The sequence below is a fragment of the Nocardiopsis sp. N85 genome (assembly GCF_028882275.1).
GTDB classification, from domain to species: Bacteria; Actinomycetota; Actinomycetes; order Streptosporangiales; family Streptosporangiaceae; genus Nocardiopsis; species Nocardiopsis lambiniae.
Genome location: NZ_JARBUT010000003.1, coordinates 212,976 through 231,926, shown reverse-complemented (window position 1 = coordinate 231,926; position 18,951 = coordinate 212,976). Strand labels below are relative to the sequence as shown.

Genomic DNA, 18,951 nt, shown 5'->3' with positions numbered 1-18,951 from the left:
AGTGGCGCGGGGGGTCCCACCGCGGATCCGGCTATAATCGCGACGCATCCGCAGGTCGGCCACGGGCCACCCGGAGTCCCGAGGGAGGACGGTCACGTGAGCGGTCGCGCCCCTCGACGCCCGCCGTTGCCGATGGCCGGGCAGACCCGCCCCGAACGCGCCGACGCGGCGCGCAATCGCAGGCTCCTCCTCGCCGCCGCCCACGAGATCCTCGCCGAACAGGGCGTCGGCGGCATCACCCTGGAGGCCGTCGCCGCGCGCGCGGGGACCGGGGTGGGGACCGTCTACCGGCGGTTCGGCGACCTGGCCGGGCTCACCCACGCCATGGTCGACGCCCAGGAGTACGGGTTCCAGAAGGGCTTTCTGCAAGGTCCGCCGCCGCTCGGCCCCGGGGCGCCGCCGCTGGAGCGCCTGCACGCCTTCGTCGACGCGTTCGTCGACCGGCTGGAGGCCCAGGCCGAACTGCTCGCCGTCGCCGAGACCGCCTCGGCGCAGGCCAGGTACGAGAGCGGCGCCTACGCCGCCCACCACGCCCACCTGGTCGCCCTCGTCGCCGAACTGCGACCGGACGCAGACGCCGCCTATCTGGCCGACGCGCTGCTCACCCCGTTGGAGGCCGCCCTCCACGTGTACCAGCGCAGGGTCCGGGGGATGTCCGCCGAACGCGTGCGCGCGGGCGCGCACGAGGTGGTCGACCGCCTCGTCGGCTGAACGTGCGACGGCCCCCGGCGGGAGCGCCGAGGGGCCGCGCGGTGGCGTGCTCGGGCCTCAGACGGCGAGCAGGGCGTCGATCTGGCCCATCGCGCCCTCCATGCCCTCGTCCATGCCCATCTCCATGAGTTGCTCCATGTGCTCCCTGGACCGGAACGTGGAGCGGACCACCATGCGGGTGCCGTCGCCGTGCGCGGAGATCTCGACGGATCCGTGGGTCGTGGGCATGTCGGTGCTCGGGGCGCCGTCGGCGTCGGAGAAGCCGTCCACGAACTCCAGGGCCGTCGGCGGGTTCACGGAGACGATCTCCCACCAGCCCCGGTGCTTCTCACCGTCGGGGCCGGTCATGTGGTACGTGACCTTGCCGCCGGGGGTCAGGTCGTGCTCCTCGACGGTCGCGGGGTAGGTGGGCGGGCCCCACCACCGCTCCAGCTGACGCGGGTCGGCCCACAGCCGCCACACCCGCTCGACCGGGGCGGAGAAGTCGGCGGTCAGGGTCAGGGAGAGGTCGTCGAAGTTCTTGTCGACGCTGGTGACGCTCATCGGTCCGTCTCCTTCGGTTCGTCCGGTCCGCTGGTTCCGGCCGGTTCGGCGAGCAGGTCGACCATGCGGTCGACCCGTCCGCGCCAGAGTGCTTCGAGGTGGTCCAAGGCCTGCCGGGCCCGTCGTACGCCGTCGGGATCGGTGCGTACGCGCTGCTCCCGCCCGTGCCGTGTCTTGGTGACCAGTCCCGCCCGTTCCAGTACGGCGACGTGTTTCTGAACCGCCGCGAAGCTCATCGGGTACAGCTCGGCGAGCCGCGACACGGACGGTTCGCCTTCGATCGAGCGGCGAAGGATGTCGCGCCGGGTGGTGTCGGCCAGAGCGTGGAACAGACGATCGGCGGCCTCTTCATCTACAACCATTTGGTTGTACGTTAGCGCGTGCCGACGACGAAGTGAAGGGAGCGCGGGGGTGCCGCCGGGTCGTGGACGGCGGGACCGGTCGACGGTAGCGTGACCGACCATGAGCGTCCTCGTCATCGGTGGTAGCGGGTTCCTCGGCGGCGAGGTCGTCCGGCAGTCGCTGGAGGCGGGCCATCGGGTGGCCGCGACGTACGCGACACGTCGGCCCGACGGCGAAGGGGTGTCGTGGTCCTCCCTGGACGTCCGGGATCGCCGACAGGCGATCGACCTGATGGACGCCGTTCGGCCGGACGTCGTCGTCAACGCCGCCTACCGACAGGACGACTGGGCGATCACCGCCGACGGTGCCGCGCACGTGGCGCTCGCCGCCGCCGCGACCGGGGCGCGGCTGGTCCACGTCTCCAGCGACGCCGTGTTCTCGGGCGCCGCGGTCCACTACGACGAGACGGCCGACCCCGACCCGATCACCCCCTACGGTGCGGCCAAGGCCGCGGCGGAGACGGCGATCAAGGCCATCGACCCGGGCGCGGTGATCGTCCGCACCTCGTTGATCGTCGGCGACGGAGGCTCGGTCCACGAACGCCGGGTGCACGCCCTGGCGGCGGGAGAGCTCGGGGGAGTGCTGTTCACCGACGTCGTGCGCTGCCCCGTCCACGTCCGCGATCTGGTCGCCGCGCTCCTGGAGCTCGCGTCGTCCGAGCACGGGGGCGTTCACCACGTCGCCGGAGCCGACGCGGTCAGCCGCCACGAACTGGGCGTGCTGATCGCCCGTCGGGACGGCCTGGACCCGGCCGCGCTGCCTTCCGGACGGCGCGCCGACACCGGCCTGTCGGGACCGACGGACGTGCGCCTGGACTGCGCGGCCACACGGCGGCGACTCCCGCACACCGACCTGCGCGGTGCCCGGGAGTTCCTGTAGCCGACCACACGTTCCCACAGTCGGCCGCCCCGTGCAGGCAGCCGAGCAAGAGCGGCATCCGTGTGTATTCTGACGTGCGGATTTCTCAGCCTCATGATAAGGGCGAGAATTTATTTGTGCCTTTTGTGGAGATCGACCTTTTGCGTCAGACGAGGGCCGGTCGTATCGGTGAAATCAGTATCCTAGTTCCGACAGGCCTCGTTCCATGTCGGTGACGAAGTCTTTCCAAGAAGAGAGTCGTGACACCGGACCTGAAGGGTCCAGTCGCTGGAGAAGTTGTCGCCTGTTCTCCGAGAATCGGAGATTGAACTGCTTCAACTTGCGCCCTGAGAGCTCTGATGCGTCCGCCAGAACTCGCTTGAGTTCGGCTTTGGGATCGGGCACCGACTCGATCTTGTGCAACGGCGGTATGTTGAGTCGGCACCGGCCGTTGGGGTTCGCCGCGACCTTGCGAATCGCGGTTTCATCCACGAGTAACCAGGCTTCGGTCATGCGTATCGGGATGACTGGAACGCACACGCTTGCGGGCATGTGCTCTTGCACGGCAACACGGATCTCATCGAGGCGGAGACGCCTTCCCACGCCGTCCGCGTCCCGATGGACGGCTACGATCTCGTACTCGCCGCCCAACGCACGGATGGCCGACAGTTTGTCGTGCAAGGTGTGGCCCACGTGACCGAGTCGACCGAGTTCGGGGTTGGTCACCGCGACTTCAGCGCCTCGCTCGGCCGCGATGGTCTCGATGTGATCGGTGATGCCGTCATCGCTGCTGCCCTCGCCTAGAAAAAGGAGGCGGACGGTCATGCCTCCTCCAAGGAGGTCTGGGCTCCAGGAGGTGTGGTGAGGTACGGCAGGATGTCCGGTCTCGCGACAGAGGGCGTTCCCCCGGATTTCGCTCGCCAGCTCCTGGTCATCGGTCGCAGCCGCAGAGCCTTGGTGATGCTCCCCTCTGGCCCACGCAGCCGTACGCTGTCGGCGAAGAGCAGGTCATCTTGATTCACGAGTTGCACGACACCGGGAGAGTGGGTGTTCACCAATATCTGACGGAAGGGATTGTCATCGCCCGGTGGTTCTTCGGGATCCACGGCCAATTCGGTGACGAGATTCACCATCGCCGCGAGATTTCCGGGATGGATTCCGTTTTCCGGTTCCTCCATGCAGAGCACCCCGCGGACGGATGGGTCCTCTTTCAGGACGCACAAGGCGAGGAACCTCAAAGTTCCCTCGGAGAGTCCCCGCGCGGGCATCTGTAGCCCATTGGCCTCTTTGAGTTGCACGGTGAGGAGTTCGCGCACTCCGTCTTCGATCACTCGCAGTTCGTCCACGGACACCCCGGCCAGATCAGCGAGTCTTGTGGAAACCCTGGAGTAAACGCGGTCGGGATCTCCGTGAGGGTCTTGCTGGGCGATACGGAAGAGGGTTCCGGGCAAGTGGAGCCCGTTGGCGCCCATCTTTTGAGGATCGGTGTACCGATCTGCCGCGCGCAGCGCCGTCGGCTCCAGAGCGAGGCGCTGCCAGGACTGCATTTCCCTTCGTGCGGCGAGAATCGTCGGGTCATCGCTACTCGTCACCGTGCTCACAACGGTTGCCGGAGCCCGAGAAGCCGCTGCCGGTTTGGGCTGCCCTCTGCTGCCACCGTCCTGGTGGATACTGACGGTCGTTTGACCGTCCTTGACCGTCGTGGAAATAAAAGCCTGACCGCTGCGATTATTTTTCAGTATTTTGTCGCGGAACTTGCTCTTACTGTGAGGGAAAAGCAGGCGATGTGGGGCATTGCCCAGGTTGATGTGCTTCAGGCTCTCGTGCAAGAGGGTGACGCGGCCGATTCTGTCGGCTCCCGATGGTGGCAGAAATCCGAGGCGCAATTCGTACCGGAGATAGGTGCTGGTGGCTTTTGCCTCCCGGCCGAAGTCATCCTCCACCGCTTCGGGAACGATCATCTCCGCTGCAAAACTCATTTCACGTTCATGAGTCCCATAGCCGTTCCAGAAAAGCTCTCGTGGGTCTCCTGAGCGCTCCCCTCCTGTGCCTCGTACCTCGATCGCGGCTTCGATGAGCGAACGGCTGGACAGCAAGCTCAAGAACTGGATCGCGTCGAACAGGTTCGACTTTCCTGTTCCATTTTCTCCAGCGATGCACGTGAACGGTCCGAAATCAACCTCCAGTCCGAGCAGGTTCTTGAAGCCGTCGACCTCCAGTCGGGTGAGCATGCGATCCCCTGTCCATCACTGCCGGGTCCTTCGGCCGCCCGTATGCGGGACGTCGGTCGAGGAGAAGGACGACCGCATGACATACGGTCAATCGGCAATCTAGCAAGCCGAACCGGCGAACCGGTCGGCTCGGCGCCACGGATCCGCTCGGACACCCCTCGGGGGTGCGACCGCCCGGACCTCGGGCGGCCGCACCCGTCGTCGCCTCACACCACGCCGAAGACGAATCCGCCCGGGGACTTCGTGTCCTCGCCGAAGAGGTACTCCCGCGCCGACAGCACGAACTCCTCCCGGCTGATGTGCCCGTCGCCGTCGATGTCCACGTGCGCGAACCGGGTGCGGGCGTCCGCCTCGGTCGCGCCCAGCGCGGCCGCGTAGACCAGGAACTCCGCCAGGCTGATCCGCCCGTCCCCGTCCTCGTCCAGCAGGTCGAACACCGCCTCGGCCACCGCCTCCGCCGCGTTGAACCTGCTGCGGTCCTCCGACGCCGCGTGCATCGCCGTCACGAACGCCTCGCGCTCCAGGCGGTCCTCGGCCCCCGAGTGCCGCACCAGTTCCTGCCACAGCGACCGGTAGGCCGTCTCGATCGCGTGCGCCTTGGGCTCGGTGGGGTCCAGTACGTAACCGGTCACGTACCTGTCCACGAGCCGTTGATAGTCCGCCCAGGTCGCGACCTTGTCCCCGTCGGTGTCGAGCACGTCGAACAGCTCGTTGAAGCGGGCGATGATCGCCTCGGAGGGGGTGACGCTCACGTGGTTCCTTCCATCGGTCGGGGCGGGCGGGTCCCACCCCTGTCGTACGAGTCCCATGCTGCCGAAAAGGTTCCCTCCGCGTGCCGTTATCGGCGTGTTCACCACGCGTGGCGGACGACCTCCCGCCCGCCGGACCAGGGGATCCCCGCGACCGCGGTGCCCCGGCGCCCTTGCGTCGGGTGCCCGGGTGGCGTGGACCGTGTGCACCGAGCGCGGTGCCCAGGTGACGCCACCACCGGGAGGGGAGGTGGGCGCCGAGCATCCATGTGTCCGGGTCTAAGGTCGAGTCCGACAACGACGTCGAGACGAGGACACGAAGATGGACGTACGCACCTACATCGAGGAGAACCGGGACGGGTTCCTCTCCGCACTCAAGGAGTGGCTGGCGATCCCCTCGATCTCCGCCGACCCCGAGCACCACGATGACGTGCGCGGATCCGCCCGATGGCTGGCCGATCACCTCACCGCCACCGGCTTTCCCACCGTCGAGGTGTGGGAGACCCCCGGCCTGCCCGCCGTGTTCGCCGAATGGCCGGCCGTCGACCCCGACGCGCCCACCGTGCTCGTCTACGGCCATCACGACGTGCAGCCCGTCGACCCCGTCGAGGCCTGGGACACCGACCCCTTCACCCCCACCGAGCGCGGCACCTCCCTGTTCGCCCGCGGCGCCTCCGACGACAAGGGCCAGGTCCTCTTCCACGCCCTGGGTGTACGCGCCGCCCTGGCCGCCTCCGGCGCCGACGCCCCGCCCGTCACCCTCAAGTTCCTCGTCGAGGGCGAGGAGGAGTCCGGATCGGTCCACTTCGCGGACCTCATGCGCGCCAACCGCGACCGCCTGGCCTGCGACGTCGTCGTCATCTCCGACACCACCATGTGGGCCGCCGACACCCCGTCCATGTGCGTGGGCATGCGCGGCGTCACCGACGTCGAGATCTCCCTGTACGGCCCCGACCGCGACCTGCACAGCGGCTCCTTCGGCGGTGCCGTTCCCAACCCGCTCCAGGCCATGAGCGGACTGCTCGCCGCCCTGCACGACGATGACGACCGCGTCGCCGTCCCCGGGTTCTACGACGGGGTCGTCGAGGCCGACGCCGAGGAGCGCGAACTCATCGCCCGCCTGCCCTTCGACGAGAAGGAATGGCTGGCCACCGCCGCCTCCACCGCCACCTGGGGCGAGAAGGGCTACAGCACCCTGGAGCGCGTCTGGCTGCGGCCCACCGCCGAGATCAACGGCATGTGGGGCGGTCACACCGGTGCCGGCGGCAAGACCATCGTCCCCCGCTCCGCGCACGCCAAGATCAGCTTCCGCCTCGTCCCCGGCCAGGAGCCCCTGGAGATCCAGGCCCGCGTCCGCGCGTTCGTCGAGGCCCGGGTCCCCGCCGGCCTGCGCGCCGAACTGGAGTTCGGCGGCGGTGTGCGCGCCTGCGCCTCCGACCTGTCCTCCACGGCCCTCAAGGCGGCCCGCGCCGCGATGGAGCGCGCCTTCGGGGTCCCGGTGCTCTTCACCCGGGAGGGCGGCAGCGGTCCCGAGGCAGACATCGCCGACATCCTCCAGGCCCCGCTGGTGTTCGTCGCCGTCGGACTCGACGAGGACCGCATCCACGCCCCCAACGAGAAGGTCGAGGTTCCGCTCCTCCTCAAGGGCGCCGAGAGCGTCGCCTACCTGTGGGAGGAGCTGGGCGGCGGGGTCTGAACCGGACGGGTTCCGCGTTCGGGCATGACGCGGGACCCGATGGTGTTACTCCTTTAGGCATCGGCCGCGCCCCGCGCGGGGCGCGGCCCGCCCGATCCGCACGTTCCCGGAAGGCCTCATGCACGTCGACACCACCCCCACCCTGTCCCGCGCCGCCGTCGACCCCGTCGCGCACCGCCGCTCGGACGACGCCTGGCTGGAGAAGGCGTGGGCGGACCCCGACACCCGGGTCCTGGAACTGGAGGGCGGCGACCCCCTCTCCTACGGGTGGAAGGCCCTCATGGCCAAGCAGTCCCGGGCGCTCGCCACCACCGACGGGCCGCCCGCGCTGGTCTTCACCTCACCGGAACGGGCACCGGAGGGTGAACGCTACCTGCTGGGGGAGGCCGACGGCCGGGCCTACTTCGCGGTCCGCTCGCCCCGCGAACTCACCGAACGCGACGGAGCCCGTCCCGCCTCCCTGCGCGAACTCGGCCCCCTGCTCGGCGACCACGACACGGGGCTGCTCACCCGCGCCGTCGCCCTGGCCAACTGGCACGCCACCCACCGGTTCTGTCCCGCCTGCGGATCGCCCACCGTCATCTCCGCCGCCGGCCACCTGCGCACGTGCGAACGGGAGGGCCGCGAACAGTTCCCCCGCACCGACCCGGCGGTCATCATGCTGGTGCACCGCGACCAGGAGGGGGAGCAGGAGATCCTGCTCGGCAACAACCCGCACTGGGACGCGCGCCGCTTCTCCGTGCTGGCCGGGTTCGTCGAGGCCGGCGAGTCCCTGGAACAGGCGGTGATCCGCGAGGTGGCCGAAGAGGCGGGGATCGTCGTCGAGACCCCACGCTACCTGTCATCGCAGCCGTGGCCGTTCCCGCGCAGCCTCATGATGGGCTACACCGCGCGCGCCGTCGGCGAGACCGAGCGCACCGACGACGAGCTGGGCGCCCTGCGCTGGTTCACCCGCTCCGCGCTGGCGGAGACGGCGGCCGTCGGCGAGATCGTGCTCCCGGGACGGATCTCGATCGCCCGCTCCCTCATCGAGCACTGGTACGGGGGAGAACTCCCCGGCCAGTGGTAGCCGGGAGGCGGAGGCCCCGGAGACGACCAGGCCGCCTCCCGTGCCGCTTCGGGCCTCCGCTCCGTCCGCCCACTCCCGGAAGGCCGTCGACGAACGGTCGACGGTCCTTCCCGGCACCGTGTCCGGGCGCCCGGAGGGCGGGATACCGGGAGGCACGGTGTCGTCACACGGACATCCTCGTTCCCCGGGACGTCCACTCCACCGGCCTCCGGTAACCCCGCGGGCGCCCTAGTTCGAGTTCGCGCCGGGGGAGACGCTCAGCTCGTCCGGCAGCACCGTCAACGGACTGGTACTGCTCTCCACCACGTCCCGGGCCAGGTCGGCGACCTTGCGTCCACGCGAACGCGCCGATGAGCGCAGCCGCTCGAACGCCTCGCGCGTCGGCATGGTGTGCCGCTCCGCCAGGACGCCGATCGCCTGCTCCACCACCACACGCGAGTGCAGCGCGTGCTCCAACTGGGCGATGGTGTGGCGCAACCGCTCCACCTCCGTGGCCCCCTCCGGCGCCCGACCGGGCGCCTGCGACCGGGGCCGCTCCCCGCCCTCCTCCTCCGTGAGCAAATCGGCGAGGACCATCGCGCTCACCAGGTCGGGCAGCTCGTGCCCGTTCCCCACGCGCCACCCCGTCGGGGTGCGGCGCACCACGCCGACCGCGTCGGCGACCGCTATGTCATGAGAACTCACGTCGTCCCCCAACTCAACACTCCCCGTCGTCATCCGTCCGAGCCGTCAGAGCGGCCGGTGCGGTCGTGTCGGGGACGCCCCTCGGGGTTCTGGGGGGCCGCCGCCCCGCGGGAGGGAACCCACGGGGCGGCGTTTCTCCGACCTACGACAGCTCGGCCAGCTTCTTCTTCACCTGAGCGAGCGACGGGTTGGTCATCGCCGCTCCGTCACTGAAGACCACCGTCGGGACCGTTTGGTTCCCGTTGTTGACCTTCATCACGAGTTCCGCGGCCTCCGGGCGTTCCTCGATGTTCACCTCGTGCCCGGTGATCCCTTCCCGGGCCAGCTGGCTCTTGAGCCGCTTGCAGTACCCGCACCAGGGGGTGGTGTACATCGTGAAATTCTCGGTCGCCGTGCTCGTCATCTCGCTCACGTTCTCTCCGTCCTGCGGTCGGCGTTCCACGCCCGGTCCCACATCCCAACACCGTGGGCCCCGGTCCGCTTCCCTCGACCGCGCGACACAACGTGGGACGCCTCACAGGGCCGGGTGGTTCTGAAATGTGTCATTCGGCTCGATCGGCCCGCTGACGCGTCCGGGCGGTCGCTCCGGCCCCTGTGCCCCCTTTCGGAACCGACCTGTGGACGGGTGCGGATCCGTCCCCCGGGAGACCGATACTTGAGAGACTGTCCCCGGAACAGCACAACCGTCTCGACCACCCTCAGGAGCACCATGGACCCCGACCGCGTCCTGGAGGGACTGGACCCGGAGCAGACCCTGGCGGCGCGTGCGCTGCGCGGCCCCGTGTGCATCCTGGCCGGTGCCGGAACCGGGAAGACCCGCGCCATCACCCACCGCATCGCACACGCGGTCGCCGCCGGAGTGGTCTCCGAGCAGCAGGTCCTCGCGGTCACCTTCACCAACCGCGCCGCCGGTGAGATGCGCGGCCGCCTGCGCTCCCTGGGCGCCCCCCGGGTACAGGCCCGCACCTTCCACGCGGCCGCCCTGCGCCAGCTCTCCTTCTTCTGGCCCCAGGTCATCGGTGGCGAGAAGCCCACCCTCATCGACAGCAAGATCCAGGCGGTGGCCCGCGCGGCCCACTCCGTCGGCGTCCAGCCCGACCGCACCGGTCTGCGCGACCTGGCCTCCGAGATCGAATGGGCCAAGGTCACCCAGGTCCGCCCCACCGACTACGAGCGCGTCATCGCCAAGACCTCCCGACAGGCCCCGATGCCCGCCGGCGAGGTCGCCCGGGTCTTCGAGGCCTATGAGGAACTGCGCCGGGAGCACAACCTCCTCGACTTCGAGTCGATGCTCGAACTCACCGCGGCCATGATCAACGAGTACCCGGCCATCGCCCAGCGCGTCCGTGACCAGTACCGCTATTTCGTCGTCGACGAGTTCCAGGACGTCAACCCGCTCCAGAAACTCCTGCTCGACGCCTGGCTGGGCGACCGCGACGACCTGTGCGTGGTCGGCGACCCCAGCCAGACCATCTACTCCTTCGCCGGCGCCACCCCCTCCTACCTCACCGGTTTCGCCGCCCGCTACCCGCACTCCACCGTGGTCGAACTGGTCCGCGACTACCGCTCCACCCCGCAGGTGGTGCGGGTCGCCAACCACGTCATCTCCCAGGCCGGCGGCACCACCTCCGCCGGACACCTCACCCTCCAGGCCCAGCGCCCCGACGGGCCCGACCCCGTCTACCAGGAGTACGAGGACGAACCCGCGGAGGCCACCGGGGTCGCCCGCAAGATCGGCGTCCTGCTGGAGGAGGGCGTCCCGGCCGGCGAGATCGCCGTCCTGGTGCGCACCAACGCCCAGTCCGCCGCCTACGAACAGGCCCTCACCGACCAGGGGGTGCCGTTCACCGTGCGCGGCACCGCCCGGTTCTTCGAACGCCCCGAGATCAAGAAGGCCGTACACCTGCTGCGCGGCGCCCGCCACGAGGCGGCGGGGGAGGAGCCGGCCCCGCTCATCTCCACCGTCCGTCAGCTCCTCGGGCAGATCGGCCTCACCGACACCGCCCCCGAGGGCCGTCAGGCCCGCGAACGCTGGGAGTCGCTGACCGCGATGGTCCAGCTCGCCGAGGACATGGCGGCCAAGCCGCACCCGGACGGCACCCCGGTGACCATGAACGACCTCGTCGAGGAACTCGACGTGCGCATGGCCACCGAACACGCCCCCGGGTTCGAGGGTGTCACCATCGCCTCCCTGCACGCCGCCAAGGGCCTGGAGTGGGACGCGGTGTTCCTGGTCGGCCTCACCGAGGGCATGATGCCGATCATCTACGCCGAGACCGACGAACAGGTCGAGGAGGAGCGCCGGCTCTTCTACGTCGGCGTCACCCGCGCCCGCGAACACCTGGCCATGTCGTGGTCGCTGGCCCGCTCCCCGGGCGGACGCAAGAGCCGCAAGCCCTCCCGCTTCCTCGACGGGCTGCGTCCGGCCTCCCCCACCACCGCCGCCCGACGGACCGAGCGCAAGCGCGGCGGCCCCGCCCGCTGCCGGGTCTGCGGGTCCTCCCTCACCGACGCGGCCGAGCGCAAGCTCGGCCGCTGCCTGGACTGCCCCTCCAGTTACGATGAGGCGCTGCTGGAGCGCCTGCGCGACTGGCGACGCGCGGTCTCCCAGGAGCAGAAGGTGCCCGCCTACGTGATCTTCACCGATGCCACCCTCCAGGCCATCGCCGAACAGGAGCCCTCGGGGCTCTCGCAGCTGGCGGCGGTGTCCGGTGTCGGGGCCGTGAAACTCGACCGCTACGGTGAGGCGGTGCTCGCGCTGGTCTCCGGCGCCGACCCCGTCGCGGTCACCGAAGGTCGGGACGCCCCCGACGACGAGGAGGACACGCCGGAATGAACGACAGAGTCGACGAGAGCCGACAGCAGTCCCTGGCCGACCTGTTGGCCGTGCTCGACCTGGAACGGATCGAGGTCAACATCTTCCGGGGCAGCAGCCCGGAGGAGGGCCCCCAGCGGGTCTTCGGCGGGCTGGTCGCCGGCCAGGCGTTGGTGGCGGCGGGCCGCACCGTACCGGCCGACCGGTACGTTCACTCCCTGCACGCCTACTTCATCCGCCCCGGCGACCCCACGGTTCCGATCGTCTACGAGGTCGACCGGGTCCGGGACGGCCGATCGTTCACCACCCGCCGGGTGGTCGCCATCCAGCACGGCAAGGCGATCTTCACCCTGTCGGCCTCCTTCCACAACGAGGAGCCGGGGCTGGACCACCAGACCCCCATGCCCGACGTGCCCCCGCCGGAGGAACTGCCCAGCACCCGCGAGCGGCTGCGCGCCGAGTTCGGTCGGATCCCGGGGTTCGTGCGCTGGCACCCCATCGAGTTGCGCCCGGTGGGCCCGCTGTCCTACGAGGCCGAGCGCGACCCCCGGCTGCGCACCGCCGTGAACCCGGTGTGGCTCAAGGTCGACGGCGAACTGCCCGACGACCGGCTCACCCAGGTGTGCCTCATGACGTACGCCTCCGACCTCACCCTCCTCGACACCGTGCTGTTGCGTCACGGGCGTTCCTTCGCCGGGATCTCCATGGCCAGCCTGGATCACGCCATGTGGTTCCACCGGCCGTTCCGCGCCGATGAGTGGCTGCTCTACGCCCAGGAGACCCCCAGCGCCCAAGGGGCCCGCGGGCTGGCTCGGGGACTGGTCTACACCCGGGACGGACAGCTCGTGTGCTCCGTGGTGCAGGAGGGCCTCATCCGCGTCGTCGACGCCGAGGGCTGGTCCGACGCCGTGCGCTCCGACTCCGTTTGACCGGTACCGGCCGAGGTCCCGCGGTGGTCCCCCGAGAACGTCGGGGATTACCGCGGGAACGTGGCCGGATCCGGACGTTCTCGCAGGTGGAAAATAGGTTGCTTGTTTTCGTGGGCAGCCCCTAGTCTGTACATCGTCGCCAAGACCGTTCTACCGGCGCGGGTGAAAGATTCCCGTCGCCCGACTCTGAAGGAGGTGCCCGATCCAATGACGAACGTCACCACGAACTTCGTCGCGCAGTCCCGTCAGTCGCTGACCGCTGCTCCGGGCACCGCCATGCGCGGTCTGTCCGGCGGCCTCGCCCTTCGCGGCGAGCGCGCCATCGCCTGCGGCGCCTTCACCGGCGCCGGCTCGGTCTGGAGCGAGGGTGCTCTCCAGGGCACCCGTATCGGTGAGGGGATCCAGGGAGGTCTCGGAGGCTTCGGCCTCCGTCCCGGTGCCCAGGTGATCCTCGCCGCCAAGCCCGAGTCCCACGGCAGTGGTGTGTCCACCGGCAATGAGAGCGCCCGTGACCGAGGCGCACTGACGGCGGATCACGTCGAAGAAACCCCGCGTCGTTACGGCGCATCGGGGGAGTGTCCACGGAGAAATCCGGCCTGGTAGAACAGGTCGAGAGTTTCGACCCGTGGCCGCGGACCCCGATCTAGGGGCCGCGGCTTTCTTTGTATCCTCGTCCGCTCGATCTCCCCCAGGGAGGCAGAGCAGGCGTCTGCATCGCAAGTCAGGTCCCACACCGGACCGGTTCCGGTGAACCGAGAACACCGACCGCGTTGTACGAGACGAACAAAGATCTTGGAGGGCACCGATGCTCGCGTCGGTCCTGGAAACGCCCTGGTTGGGCGAGGCCGAAATCCCCTGCCGCCTACAGCCCGACCTGTTCTTCGCCGAGGCCCCCGCCGACGTCGAGGCGGCGAAGGCCGTCTGCGGCGCCTGCCCGGTCCGCGAACAGTGCCTGTCCGACGCCCTGGACCGCAAGGAACCATGGGGCGTCTGGGGCGGACAGCTGTTCGTCGCCGGTCAGATCGTGGCGCGCAAGCGTCCGCGCGGCCGTCCCCGGAAGAACCCGGCTCCGGTCGCGGCCTGATCACCGCGCCGGAACGCACACCACCCCACCGCACGACACGAACCTCAGAGAGAACGAAGACACATGATGATCCTGGAAATCTTGACCGTGGCCAAAGAGATGGACATCGAGACCCGCGAACGCCAGGGGCGGCGACTCACCGCCCGAGAGATGCGCGCCCGCCAGCGGGAGCAGCGTCGTGCGGAGAACGCGATCATGGAAATCGCGTGGTCACGTCTCTGTTGACCCGGTGATCGGGATGGTGGCCACCGAGGGTGATCACCGCACCCGATGAGCCGGGTCGAGAACAGGGCGGACGCATCGCGGAACCGGTCCGGGACCGGGCGGGGACCCCACGAAAGGGGTCACCGTCCGGTCTCTTTTTCATGTACGGATGATCAAGAGATCTTCTCCGGAGGCCTCCGAGAGGGCCCGAAGGGAAGGCTGGAATGCCCCAGGTCAACGCTGAACGCTCGACGGGGTGGCGTTTTCCGAACATCGACGCCGATCGGGTCGTCCCCGTGAGATCAATGACATAACGGGACAACACACTCCTGTTCGAGAGCGCTCTCCTCGGCTACCGTAAAGTTCGTGCCCTCGAACACCAAAATCGAGGTCCGACGCAGTCCTCGCCGCCGACGCACGGTCTCGGCTTACAGGGACGGGGACACCACCGTCGTCCTCGTGCCCGCGACGTTCTCCCGCGCAGAGGAAAAGCGCTGGGTGGGCCGCATGCTGCAACGACTGGAAGCCCGCGAGGAACGCCGTCGCCCCGGTGACGAGGAACTCCACGACCGGGCCGTCGAACTGGCCCGGCGTTATCTGGACGGAACCCGGCTGCCCGACAGTGTCCGCTGGGTGGACAACCAGAATTCCCGGTGGGGTTCGTGCACCCCCGACACCCGCACGATCCGTATCTCCCGGCGCGTCGCCGGCATGCCCGAATGGGTCGTCGACTACGTCCTCATCCACGAACTCGCGCACCTGTTCATCCCGCATCACGGCCGGGAGTTCTGGGAACTGGTGCACCGTTATCCCAAGGCCGAGCGCGCCCGAGGCTACCTGGAGGGGTTCAGCGCCGGTTCGCGCGCCGAACCCTGTGGCCCCGAACTCGTCCCCGACGAGGAGACGCTGGACTCCACCGAGGTCGCCCTCGAAGAGGAGTGAGCCGGCACGCCCGGCAGCCGGTCCCGGTCCTCCCGTGACGCGGGCCCGCGCTCCGGGGCGGTGCCCGCCGCGCCGGCACCGGACGGAACGGACCTCTCCGAGAAGCCCGCCGTCCCCTCGTCGAGGGGCTCGACCACGGACCGGCCGTACTCCGCTCCCTCCCTCGGGAAGAGCGGGTCGGCCCGTACCGGGGCCCGGACCGCTCAGCCGACGACCAGGACCCCCGACGAGAGCTGGACGGCCGACGGGGCCGGGCGGCCGTCGCGGTCGCCGGAGGGGCTCACCGCACGGAACCCCGATGGGCGGCGACCGCCTCGACCGCGGCCCGGACCAGGGAACGGGTGACCTCGTCGGTGGGCTCGGGCAGCGCCCCCACCGGAAACCAGCCCAGGTCGGCCGACTCCTCGGGGTCGATCACCGGCGTCGCTCCCGGGGGCGCCAGCACCGCGTACTGCACGTCCAGGTGGAAACTCCCCCCACCGCACGGCACCGCGTGACGGTCCAACCTGACCGGCTCCGGCAGCAGCGTCAGATCCTCGATGCCGGACTCCTCGACCGCCTCGCGCAGCACCGCCGCGCCCAGGGTGGCGTCCCGCGGTTCGCAGTGCCCCCCGGTCTGCAACCACATCCGGTGGACGCGGTGCAGGGTCAGCACCACCCGATCGCCCTCGGCCGAGATGACCGCCGAGCTGGCGGTGATGTGCCCGGGCAGGCAGGAACGCCACATCGCGTCCGCGTGGGCGTCCAGGTGGTCCACGTAGGAGCGGCGCAACCCCTCCTGGTGCTCGTCGGGCGCGGCCCAGGCGGACAGCACCGCCCGGGCGTCGGCGTGCAGCGACACCTAGGAGTCCTCTCCCGGCTCGTCCTTCTTCGGGTCCTTCTCTCCCTCGTCCTTCGCGACGCCCGGCGCCTCGTCGGTGAGCGCCGAGATGTCGAAGTCGGTGTCGGTGAACGCGCCGCCGCTGACGAACGCGGCCGGGTCGTCCAGATCCTCGCCGGTCGGCATCAGGTCCGGGTGCTGCCAGACCGCGTCGCGACCGTCGATCCCGCGTGCCTCCTCCAGCGCCGCCCACAGGGCGGAGGCCTCGCGCAGCCGACGCGGCCGCAGCTCCAACCCGACCAGGGCCGCGAAGGTGTGCTCGGCGGGACCGCCGGTGGCCCGACGGCGCCGGGTCGCCTCGGCCAGGGCGTTCGCCTGCGGCAACCGCCCGTCGACCGCGCCCGACACCACGACCGCCACCCAGCCCTCGATGAGGGCCAGAGTGGTCTCCAACCGGTTCAGCGCCGCCTTCTGCTGCGGGGTGTCCTCGGGCTGGAACAGGCCCTGACCGCCGCCTGCGCCGCCCAGCACCTCCTGGAGCGCCTCGGGGTCGGTGAGATCGATCTCTCCGAGCCGGTCCTCCAGGCCGCTGACGTCGAACGACATGCCGTCGGCGTACTCGGCGACCAGTCGGAACACGTGCGAACGCAGCCACGGCACGTGGGCGTAGAGCCGGTGCACCGCCGCCTCGCGGGCGGCCAGGTACAGCCGCACCTCGTCGTCGGGGATCTCCAGTCCTTCGCTGAACCTCTCCACGCCCAGGGGCAGCAGCGCGGCGTTGCCCTCGCCGGCCAGCGGCAGCCCGATGTCGGCGGTACCGACGACCTCCTGGGACAGCTCACCGACGGCCTGGCCGGCCTGCTGGCCGACCATCATGCCGCCCATCTGCTGGATCATGCCGAGCAGGGGGCCGGCCATCGACCGCATCTCCTCGGGCAGGCTCTGCCCCATGGATTTCACGGTCTTGCTGGTCAACGGGTCGCAGAGCTGCGACCAGGAGTCCATGGTCTTCTCGATCCACTCCGACCGGCTCCACGCCTGGATCGACTGGATCCCGGAGGGCAGCGCGGTGGACTGGTCGAGCCACAGGTCGCCCAGGCGCAGGGCCTCCTGGACCTTGGCGTAGTCGGCGGGCGGCACACTGGGGTCGCCCTTCTGCGCGACGACCTGTCGCGCTATGTCCTTGGCCATGCCCCAGTTGATGCCCGACGCCGAAGCGGGTCGGTCACCGCCGGGGGCGGGTTGGGCCGACATCATGTCGGCGAACTGCCGCAGCATGTTCGCCATCTGCTGCGGATCGCCGAACGGGAATCCGTCCGGCGTACCGGAGTCCCCTCCGCCCGGGCGGCCGCTGCCGGCACCACCCGAGCCGGAGCCGCCAGGGCGGCGTCCGGACTCGTCATCGGGATCGTTCGGCATGCTGAAACCGAAAGGCAGGTCGCTCACAATCAGACCTCAGGCAGGATTAGGTTTGGTCTCCACTGTCACGTTAGCTGGGAGTCGCCCGGAGTGAATACCGAAAGCAACCAGGTTCGCCCAGAGCACAGCCGGTCCGGAGGGGCCGGGGTGGTGGTCGCGGTCACCGGTGCGGCCTCCGGGGTCGGCCGGCTCCTCGTGCAACGCCTGGCCGGGGCGGAAGGTTCCGCGGTCCCCCGCGAGGTCATCGCCATCGACGACGAGTTCGCGGACCTGCGCGGTGTCACCTGGCGCATCGCCGACGTGTGCGACCCCGGCCTGGTCTCCCGCCTGGGCGGCGTCGACGTGCTGGTGCACACCGCCGACGACCGTTCCCCGGACACGAGACCGGCCCGACGGCGCGCGCACAACATCCGCGCCGCGCAGACCGTCCTGACCGCCGCGGCCGCCGCGGGCGTCCCTCGCGTGTTCCTCATCACCAGCACCATGGTCTACGGCGCGGCACCGGACAACCCGGTCCCCTTGCCGGAGAACACCCCCCGTGTCTCGGGCAGCGGCGACGGCCTCATGGGCGACTTCGCCGAGATCGAGGCGCTGGCCGAACGCGCCCGTCGCGCCCACCCGGGCCTCACCGTCACCGTGGTGCGCCCCGCGCCGTTGGTGGGCCCCGGCCTGGACACCCTGCTCAGCCGGCACTTCTCGGCCCCGCGCCTGCTCACCGTCAAGGGCCGCGAACAGCACTGGCAGTTCTGCCACGTCGAGGACCTGGCCGGAGCGCTGGCCTTCTGCGCCCTGCGCGGGGTGGACGGCCCGGAGGGGGTCATCGCGGTGGGCGGCGAGGGTTCCCTCACCCAGGGGGAGGTCGAGGAGATCGCCGGGATGAAGCACTTCGAGGTCCCCGCGAACCTGGCCTTCGGCACGATCCGCCGGCTGCACCAGGCGAAGATCACCCCGGCCGCCGAGGGGGAGCTGAAGTTCCTGGTCCACCCGTGCGTGGTCGACTGCTCGGTGCTGCGCGAGGCCGGGTGGAAACCCGCCTACGACAACGGGGCCGCCCTGAGCGGCCTGCTCGAGTCCAGGGGAGGGCCGGCCCTGGTCGGCCGGAGCATCGGCCGCAAGGAGGTCGCGGTCACCGCCGCCGGCGCCGCGGGCGCCACCGCGGCGGCCATCGGTGCGGCCGTCACCATCCGGCACCTGCGCAAGCGCAAGGGCGGTTGATCCGTCCGCGGTCACCGCGGCCCCGTGGGCGGGCGCCCCGCCGCCCGCCCCGGACCACCGCCGATGCGCGGGGCGGGACGATTGGTACCTTCGTAACGTGGAACAGATCACTCTCGCGTCCGTTCGCGACACCCCTCTGTCGGTGGACGAGGTCCTGGCGGCCGTCACCGACCCCCGCGCCGGCGGTACCGCCGTCTTCATCGGCACCGTCCGCGATCACGACCACGGCCGTGACGTGGCCCGCCTGGGCTACTCCGCGCACCCCACCGTCGAGGCCATGCTGCGCTCGGTGATGGAGAAGGTGCTCGCCGACACCTCGGTCCCCGGCCGGCCGGTGGTCCGGCTGGCCGCCGTCCACCGCGTCGGCGACCTGGAGATCGGCGACCTCGCCGTCGTCGTCGCGGCCTCCGCCGAACACCGCGAGGAGGCCTTCGCCGCCTGTCGGCGGCTGATCGACGACCTCAAGGCACAGGTGCCCATCTGGAAGCACCAGGCCTTCTCCGACGGGGACGAGGAGTGGGTGGGGACGCCCTGACGCGCCCCGTACACCGACGGCAATAAGGTGTGCAGCATGGTTCGT

The 18,951-nt window shown here is 70.2% G+C and carries 21 protein-coding genes; 12 read left to right on the top strand and 9 right to left on the bottom strand.

Features of this window, described 5'->3' with window-relative positions; genetic code table 11:
* The first annotated feature begins 96 nt into the window (after positions 1–96).
* Positions 97–711 (top strand): TetR/AcrR family transcriptional regulator, encoded by a 615-nt coding sequence (locus PWG71_RS06790; protein WP_274808672.1) that lies wholly within the window; start codon positions 97–99, stop codon positions 709–711.
* Positions 712–768: 57 nt separating this feature from the next.
* Here the strand turns inward: PWG71_RS06790 and PWG71_RS06785 are convergent, their stop codons facing one another.
* Positions 769–1,254, bottom strand: coding sequence for an SRPBCC family protein (locus PWG71_RS06785; protein WP_274808671.1), 486 nt, complete (start codon positions 1,252–1,254; stop codon positions 769–771).
* Positions 1,251–1,616, bottom strand: coding sequence for an ArsR/SmtB family transcription factor (locus PWG71_RS06780; RefSeq protein WP_274808670.1), 366 nt, complete (start codon positions 1,614–1,616; stop codon positions 1,251–1,253). Before PWG71_RS06780 ends, PWG71_RS06785 begins: the two co-directional genes overlap by 4 nt.
* A gap of 100 nt (positions 1,617–1,716) precedes the next feature.
* On the opposite strand from PWG71_RS06780, the gene PWG71_RS06775 reads away from it, so the two are divergent.
* A complete protein-coding gene (locus PWG71_RS06775) occupies positions 1,717–2,535 on the top strand; it encodes an SDR family oxidoreductase (protein ID WP_274808669.1) in 819 nt (272 codons plus the stop codon).
* 174 nt (positions 2,536–2,709) lie between these two features.
* On the opposite strand, the gene PWG71_RS06770 is transcribed toward PWG71_RS06775, so the two are convergent.
* From PWG71_RS06770 to PWG71_RS06760, 3 genes are all read right to left on the bottom strand, one after another.
* Positions 2,710–3,339, bottom strand: a complete 630-nt coding sequence (locus PWG71_RS06770) for a hypothetical protein (RefSeq protein WP_274808668.1) — start codon at positions 3,337–3,339, stop codon at positions 2,710–2,712.
* The gene (locus PWG71_RS06765; RefSeq protein WP_274808667.1) at positions 3,336–4,745 is read right to left on the bottom strand and encodes an AAA family ATPase; all 1,410 of its coding nucleotides are present in this window, start codon (positions 4,743–4,745) and stop codon (positions 3,336–3,338) included. The genes PWG71_RS06770 and PWG71_RS06765 overlap by 4 nt, the downstream gene beginning before the upstream one ends.
* 206 nt (positions 4,746–4,951) lie before the next feature.
* Positions 4,952–5,497 (bottom strand): EF-hand domain-containing protein, encoded by a 546-nt coding sequence (locus PWG71_RS06760; RefSeq protein WP_274808666.1) that lies wholly within the window; start codon positions 5,495–5,497, stop codon positions 4,952–4,954.
* A gap of 319 nt (positions 5,498–5,816) precedes the next feature.
* On the opposite strand from PWG71_RS06760, the gene PWG71_RS06755 reads away from it, so the two are divergent.
* Positions 5,817–7,190, top strand: a complete 1,374-nt coding sequence (locus PWG71_RS06755; protein ID WP_274808665.1) for a dipeptidase — start codon at positions 5,817–5,819, stop codon at positions 7,188–7,190.
* A gap of 118 nt (positions 7,191–7,308) precedes the next feature.
* Entirely contained in the window at positions 7,309–8,259 is a 951-nt protein-coding gene (gene nudC / locus PWG71_RS06750; protein ID WP_274808664.1) for an NAD(+) diphosphatase, read from the top strand.
* Positions 8,260–8,487: 228 nt separating this feature from the next.
* On the opposite strand, the gene PWG71_RS06745 is transcribed toward nudC, so the two are convergent.
* Together PWG71_RS06745 and PWG71_RS06740 are read right to left on the bottom strand one after the other, a co-directional pair.
* A complete protein-coding gene (locus PWG71_RS06745; RefSeq protein WP_274808663.1) occupies positions 8,488–8,976 on the bottom strand; it encodes an ANTAR domain-containing response regulator in 489 nt (162 codons plus the stop codon).
* A 109-nt stretch (positions 8,977–9,085) separates the two neighbouring features.
* Positions 9,086–9,346 carry a mycoredoxin gene (locus PWG71_RS06740; RefSeq protein ID WP_274808792.1) on the bottom strand — a complete coding sequence of 87 codons (261 nt, stop codon included), beginning with the start codon at positions 9,344–9,346 and terminating at the stop codon, positions 9,086–9,088.
* A gap of 306 nt (positions 9,347–9,652) precedes the next feature.
* On the opposite strand from PWG71_RS06740, the gene PWG71_RS06735 reads away from it, so the two are divergent.
* The 6 genes from PWG71_RS06735 (at position 9,653) to PWG71_RS06710 (ending at position 14,917) form a co-directional block, all read left to right on the top strand.
* Entirely contained in the window at positions 9,653–11,779 is a 2,127-nt protein-coding gene (locus PWG71_RS06735; RefSeq protein WP_274808662.1) for an ATP-dependent DNA helicase UvrD2, read from the top strand.
* Positions 11,776–12,687, top strand: a complete 912-nt coding sequence (gene tesB / locus PWG71_RS06730) for an acyl-CoA thioesterase II (protein WP_274808661.1) — start codon at positions 11,776–11,778, stop codon at positions 12,685–12,687. Before PWG71_RS06735 ends, tesB begins: the two co-directional genes overlap by 4 nt.
* Before the next feature lie 207 nt (positions 12,688–12,894).
* Positions 12,895–13,290, top strand: coding sequence for a hypothetical protein (locus PWG71_RS06725; protein ID WP_274808660.1), 396 nt, complete (start codon positions 12,895–12,897; stop codon positions 13,288–13,290).
* 202 nt (positions 13,291–13,492) lie between these two features.
* Positions 13,493–13,771, top strand: coding sequence for a WhiB family transcriptional regulator (locus tag PWG71_RS06720; RefSeq protein ID WP_274808659.1), 279 nt, complete (start codon positions 13,493–13,495; stop codon positions 13,769–13,771).
* 63 nt (positions 13,772–13,834) lie between these two features.
* A complete protein-coding gene (locus PWG71_RS06715) occupies positions 13,835–13,996 on the top strand; it encodes a hypothetical protein (RefSeq protein ID WP_274808658.1) in 162 nt (53 codons plus the stop codon).
* A 345-nt stretch (positions 13,997–14,341) separates the two neighbouring features.
* Positions 14,342–14,917: a M48 metallopeptidase family protein gene (locus PWG71_RS06710; RefSeq protein WP_274808657.1), complete on the top strand. Its 576-nt coding sequence runs from the start codon at positions 14,342–14,344 to the stop codon at positions 14,915–14,917.
* 280 nt (positions 14,918–15,197) lie between these two features.
* On the opposite strand, the gene PWG71_RS06705 is transcribed toward PWG71_RS06710, so the two are convergent.
* Both PWG71_RS06705 and PWG71_RS06700 read right to left on the bottom strand, forming a co-directional pair.
* Positions 15,198–15,758 carry an NUDIX hydrolase gene (locus tag PWG71_RS06705; protein WP_274808656.1) on the bottom strand — a complete coding sequence of 187 codons (561 nt, stop codon included), beginning with the start codon at positions 15,756–15,758 and terminating at the stop codon, positions 15,198–15,200.
* The gene (locus tag PWG71_RS06700; protein WP_274808655.1) at positions 15,759–17,183 is read right to left on the bottom strand and encodes a zinc-dependent metalloprotease; all 1,425 of its coding nucleotides are present in this window, start codon (positions 17,181–17,183) and stop codon (positions 15,759–15,761) included. It lies immediately after the preceding gene.
* Positions 17,184–17,306: 123 nt separating this feature from the next.
* Here PWG71_RS06700 and PWG71_RS06695 point away from each other — a divergent pair, with 123 nt between their 5' ends.
* Positions 17,307–18,371, top strand: coding sequence for an NAD-dependent epimerase/dehydratase family protein (locus PWG71_RS06695; RefSeq protein WP_274808654.1), 1,065 nt, complete (start codon positions 17,307–17,309; stop codon positions 18,369–18,371).
* 97 nt (positions 18,372–18,468) lie between these two features.
* Positions 18,469–18,906, top strand: coding sequence for a molybdenum cofactor biosynthesis protein MoaE (locus PWG71_RS06690; RefSeq protein WP_274808653.1), 438 nt, complete (start codon positions 18,469–18,471; stop codon positions 18,904–18,906).
* Positions 18,907–18,951: the final 45 nt, after the last annotated feature.

Excerpts from the sequence above, each read along its gene's own strand:
- PWG71_RS06775 (WP_274808669.1), top strand. The coding sequence starts at position 1,717 with ATGAGCGTCCTCGTCATCGGTGGTAGCGGGTTCCTCGGCGGCGAGGTC.
- PWG71_RS06785 (WP_274808671.1), bottom strand. The coding sequence starts at position 1,254 with ATGAGCGTCACCAGCGTCGACAAGAACTTCGACGACCTCTCCCTGACC.
- PWG71_RS06745 (WP_274808663.1), bottom strand. The coding sequence starts at position 8,976 with ATGACGACGGGGAGTGTTGAGTTGGGGGACGACGTGAGTTCTCATGAC.
- PWG71_RS06755 (WP_274808665.1), top strand. The coding sequence starts at position 5,817 with ATGGACGTACGCACCTACATCGAGGAGAACCGGGACGGGTTCCTCTCC.
- PWG71_RS06725 (WP_274808660.1), top strand. The coding sequence starts at position 12,895 with ATGACGAACGTCACCACGAACTTCGTCGCGCAGTCCCGTCAGTCGCTG.
- PWG71_RS06740 (WP_274808792.1), bottom strand. The coding sequence starts at position 9,346 with ATGACGAGCACGGCGACCGAGAATTTCACGATGTACACCACCCCCTGG.
- nudC (WP_274808664.1), top strand. The coding sequence starts at position 7,309 with ATGCACGTCGACACCACCCCCACCCTGTCCCGCGCCGCCGTCGACCCC.
- PWG71_RS06780 (WP_274808670.1), bottom strand. The coding sequence starts at position 1,616 with ATGGTTGTAGATGAAGAGGCCGCCGATCGTCTGTTCCACGCTCTGGCC.
- PWG71_RS06720 (WP_274808659.1), top strand. The coding sequence starts at position 13,493 with ATGCTCGCGTCGGTCCTGGAAACGCCCTGGTTGGGCGAGGCCGAAATC.
- PWG71_RS06715 (WP_274808658.1), top strand. The coding sequence starts at position 13,835 with ATGATGATCCTGGAAATCTTGACCGTGGCCAAAGAGATGGACATCGAG.
- PWG71_RS06735 (WP_274808662.1), top strand. The coding sequence starts at position 9,653 with ATGGACCCCGACCGCGTCCTGGAGGGACTGGACCCGGAGCAGACCCTG.
- tesB (WP_274808661.1), top strand. The coding sequence starts at position 11,776 with ATGAACGACAGAGTCGACGAGAGCCGACAGCAGTCCCTGGCCGACCTG.
- PWG71_RS06770 (WP_274808668.1), bottom strand. The coding sequence starts at position 3,339 with ATGACCGTCCGCCTCCTTTTTCTAGGCGAGGGCAGCAGCGATGACGGC.
- PWG71_RS06765 (WP_274808667.1), bottom strand. The coding sequence starts at position 4,745 with ATGCTCACCCGACTGGAGGTCGACGGCTTCAAGAACCTGCTCGGACTG.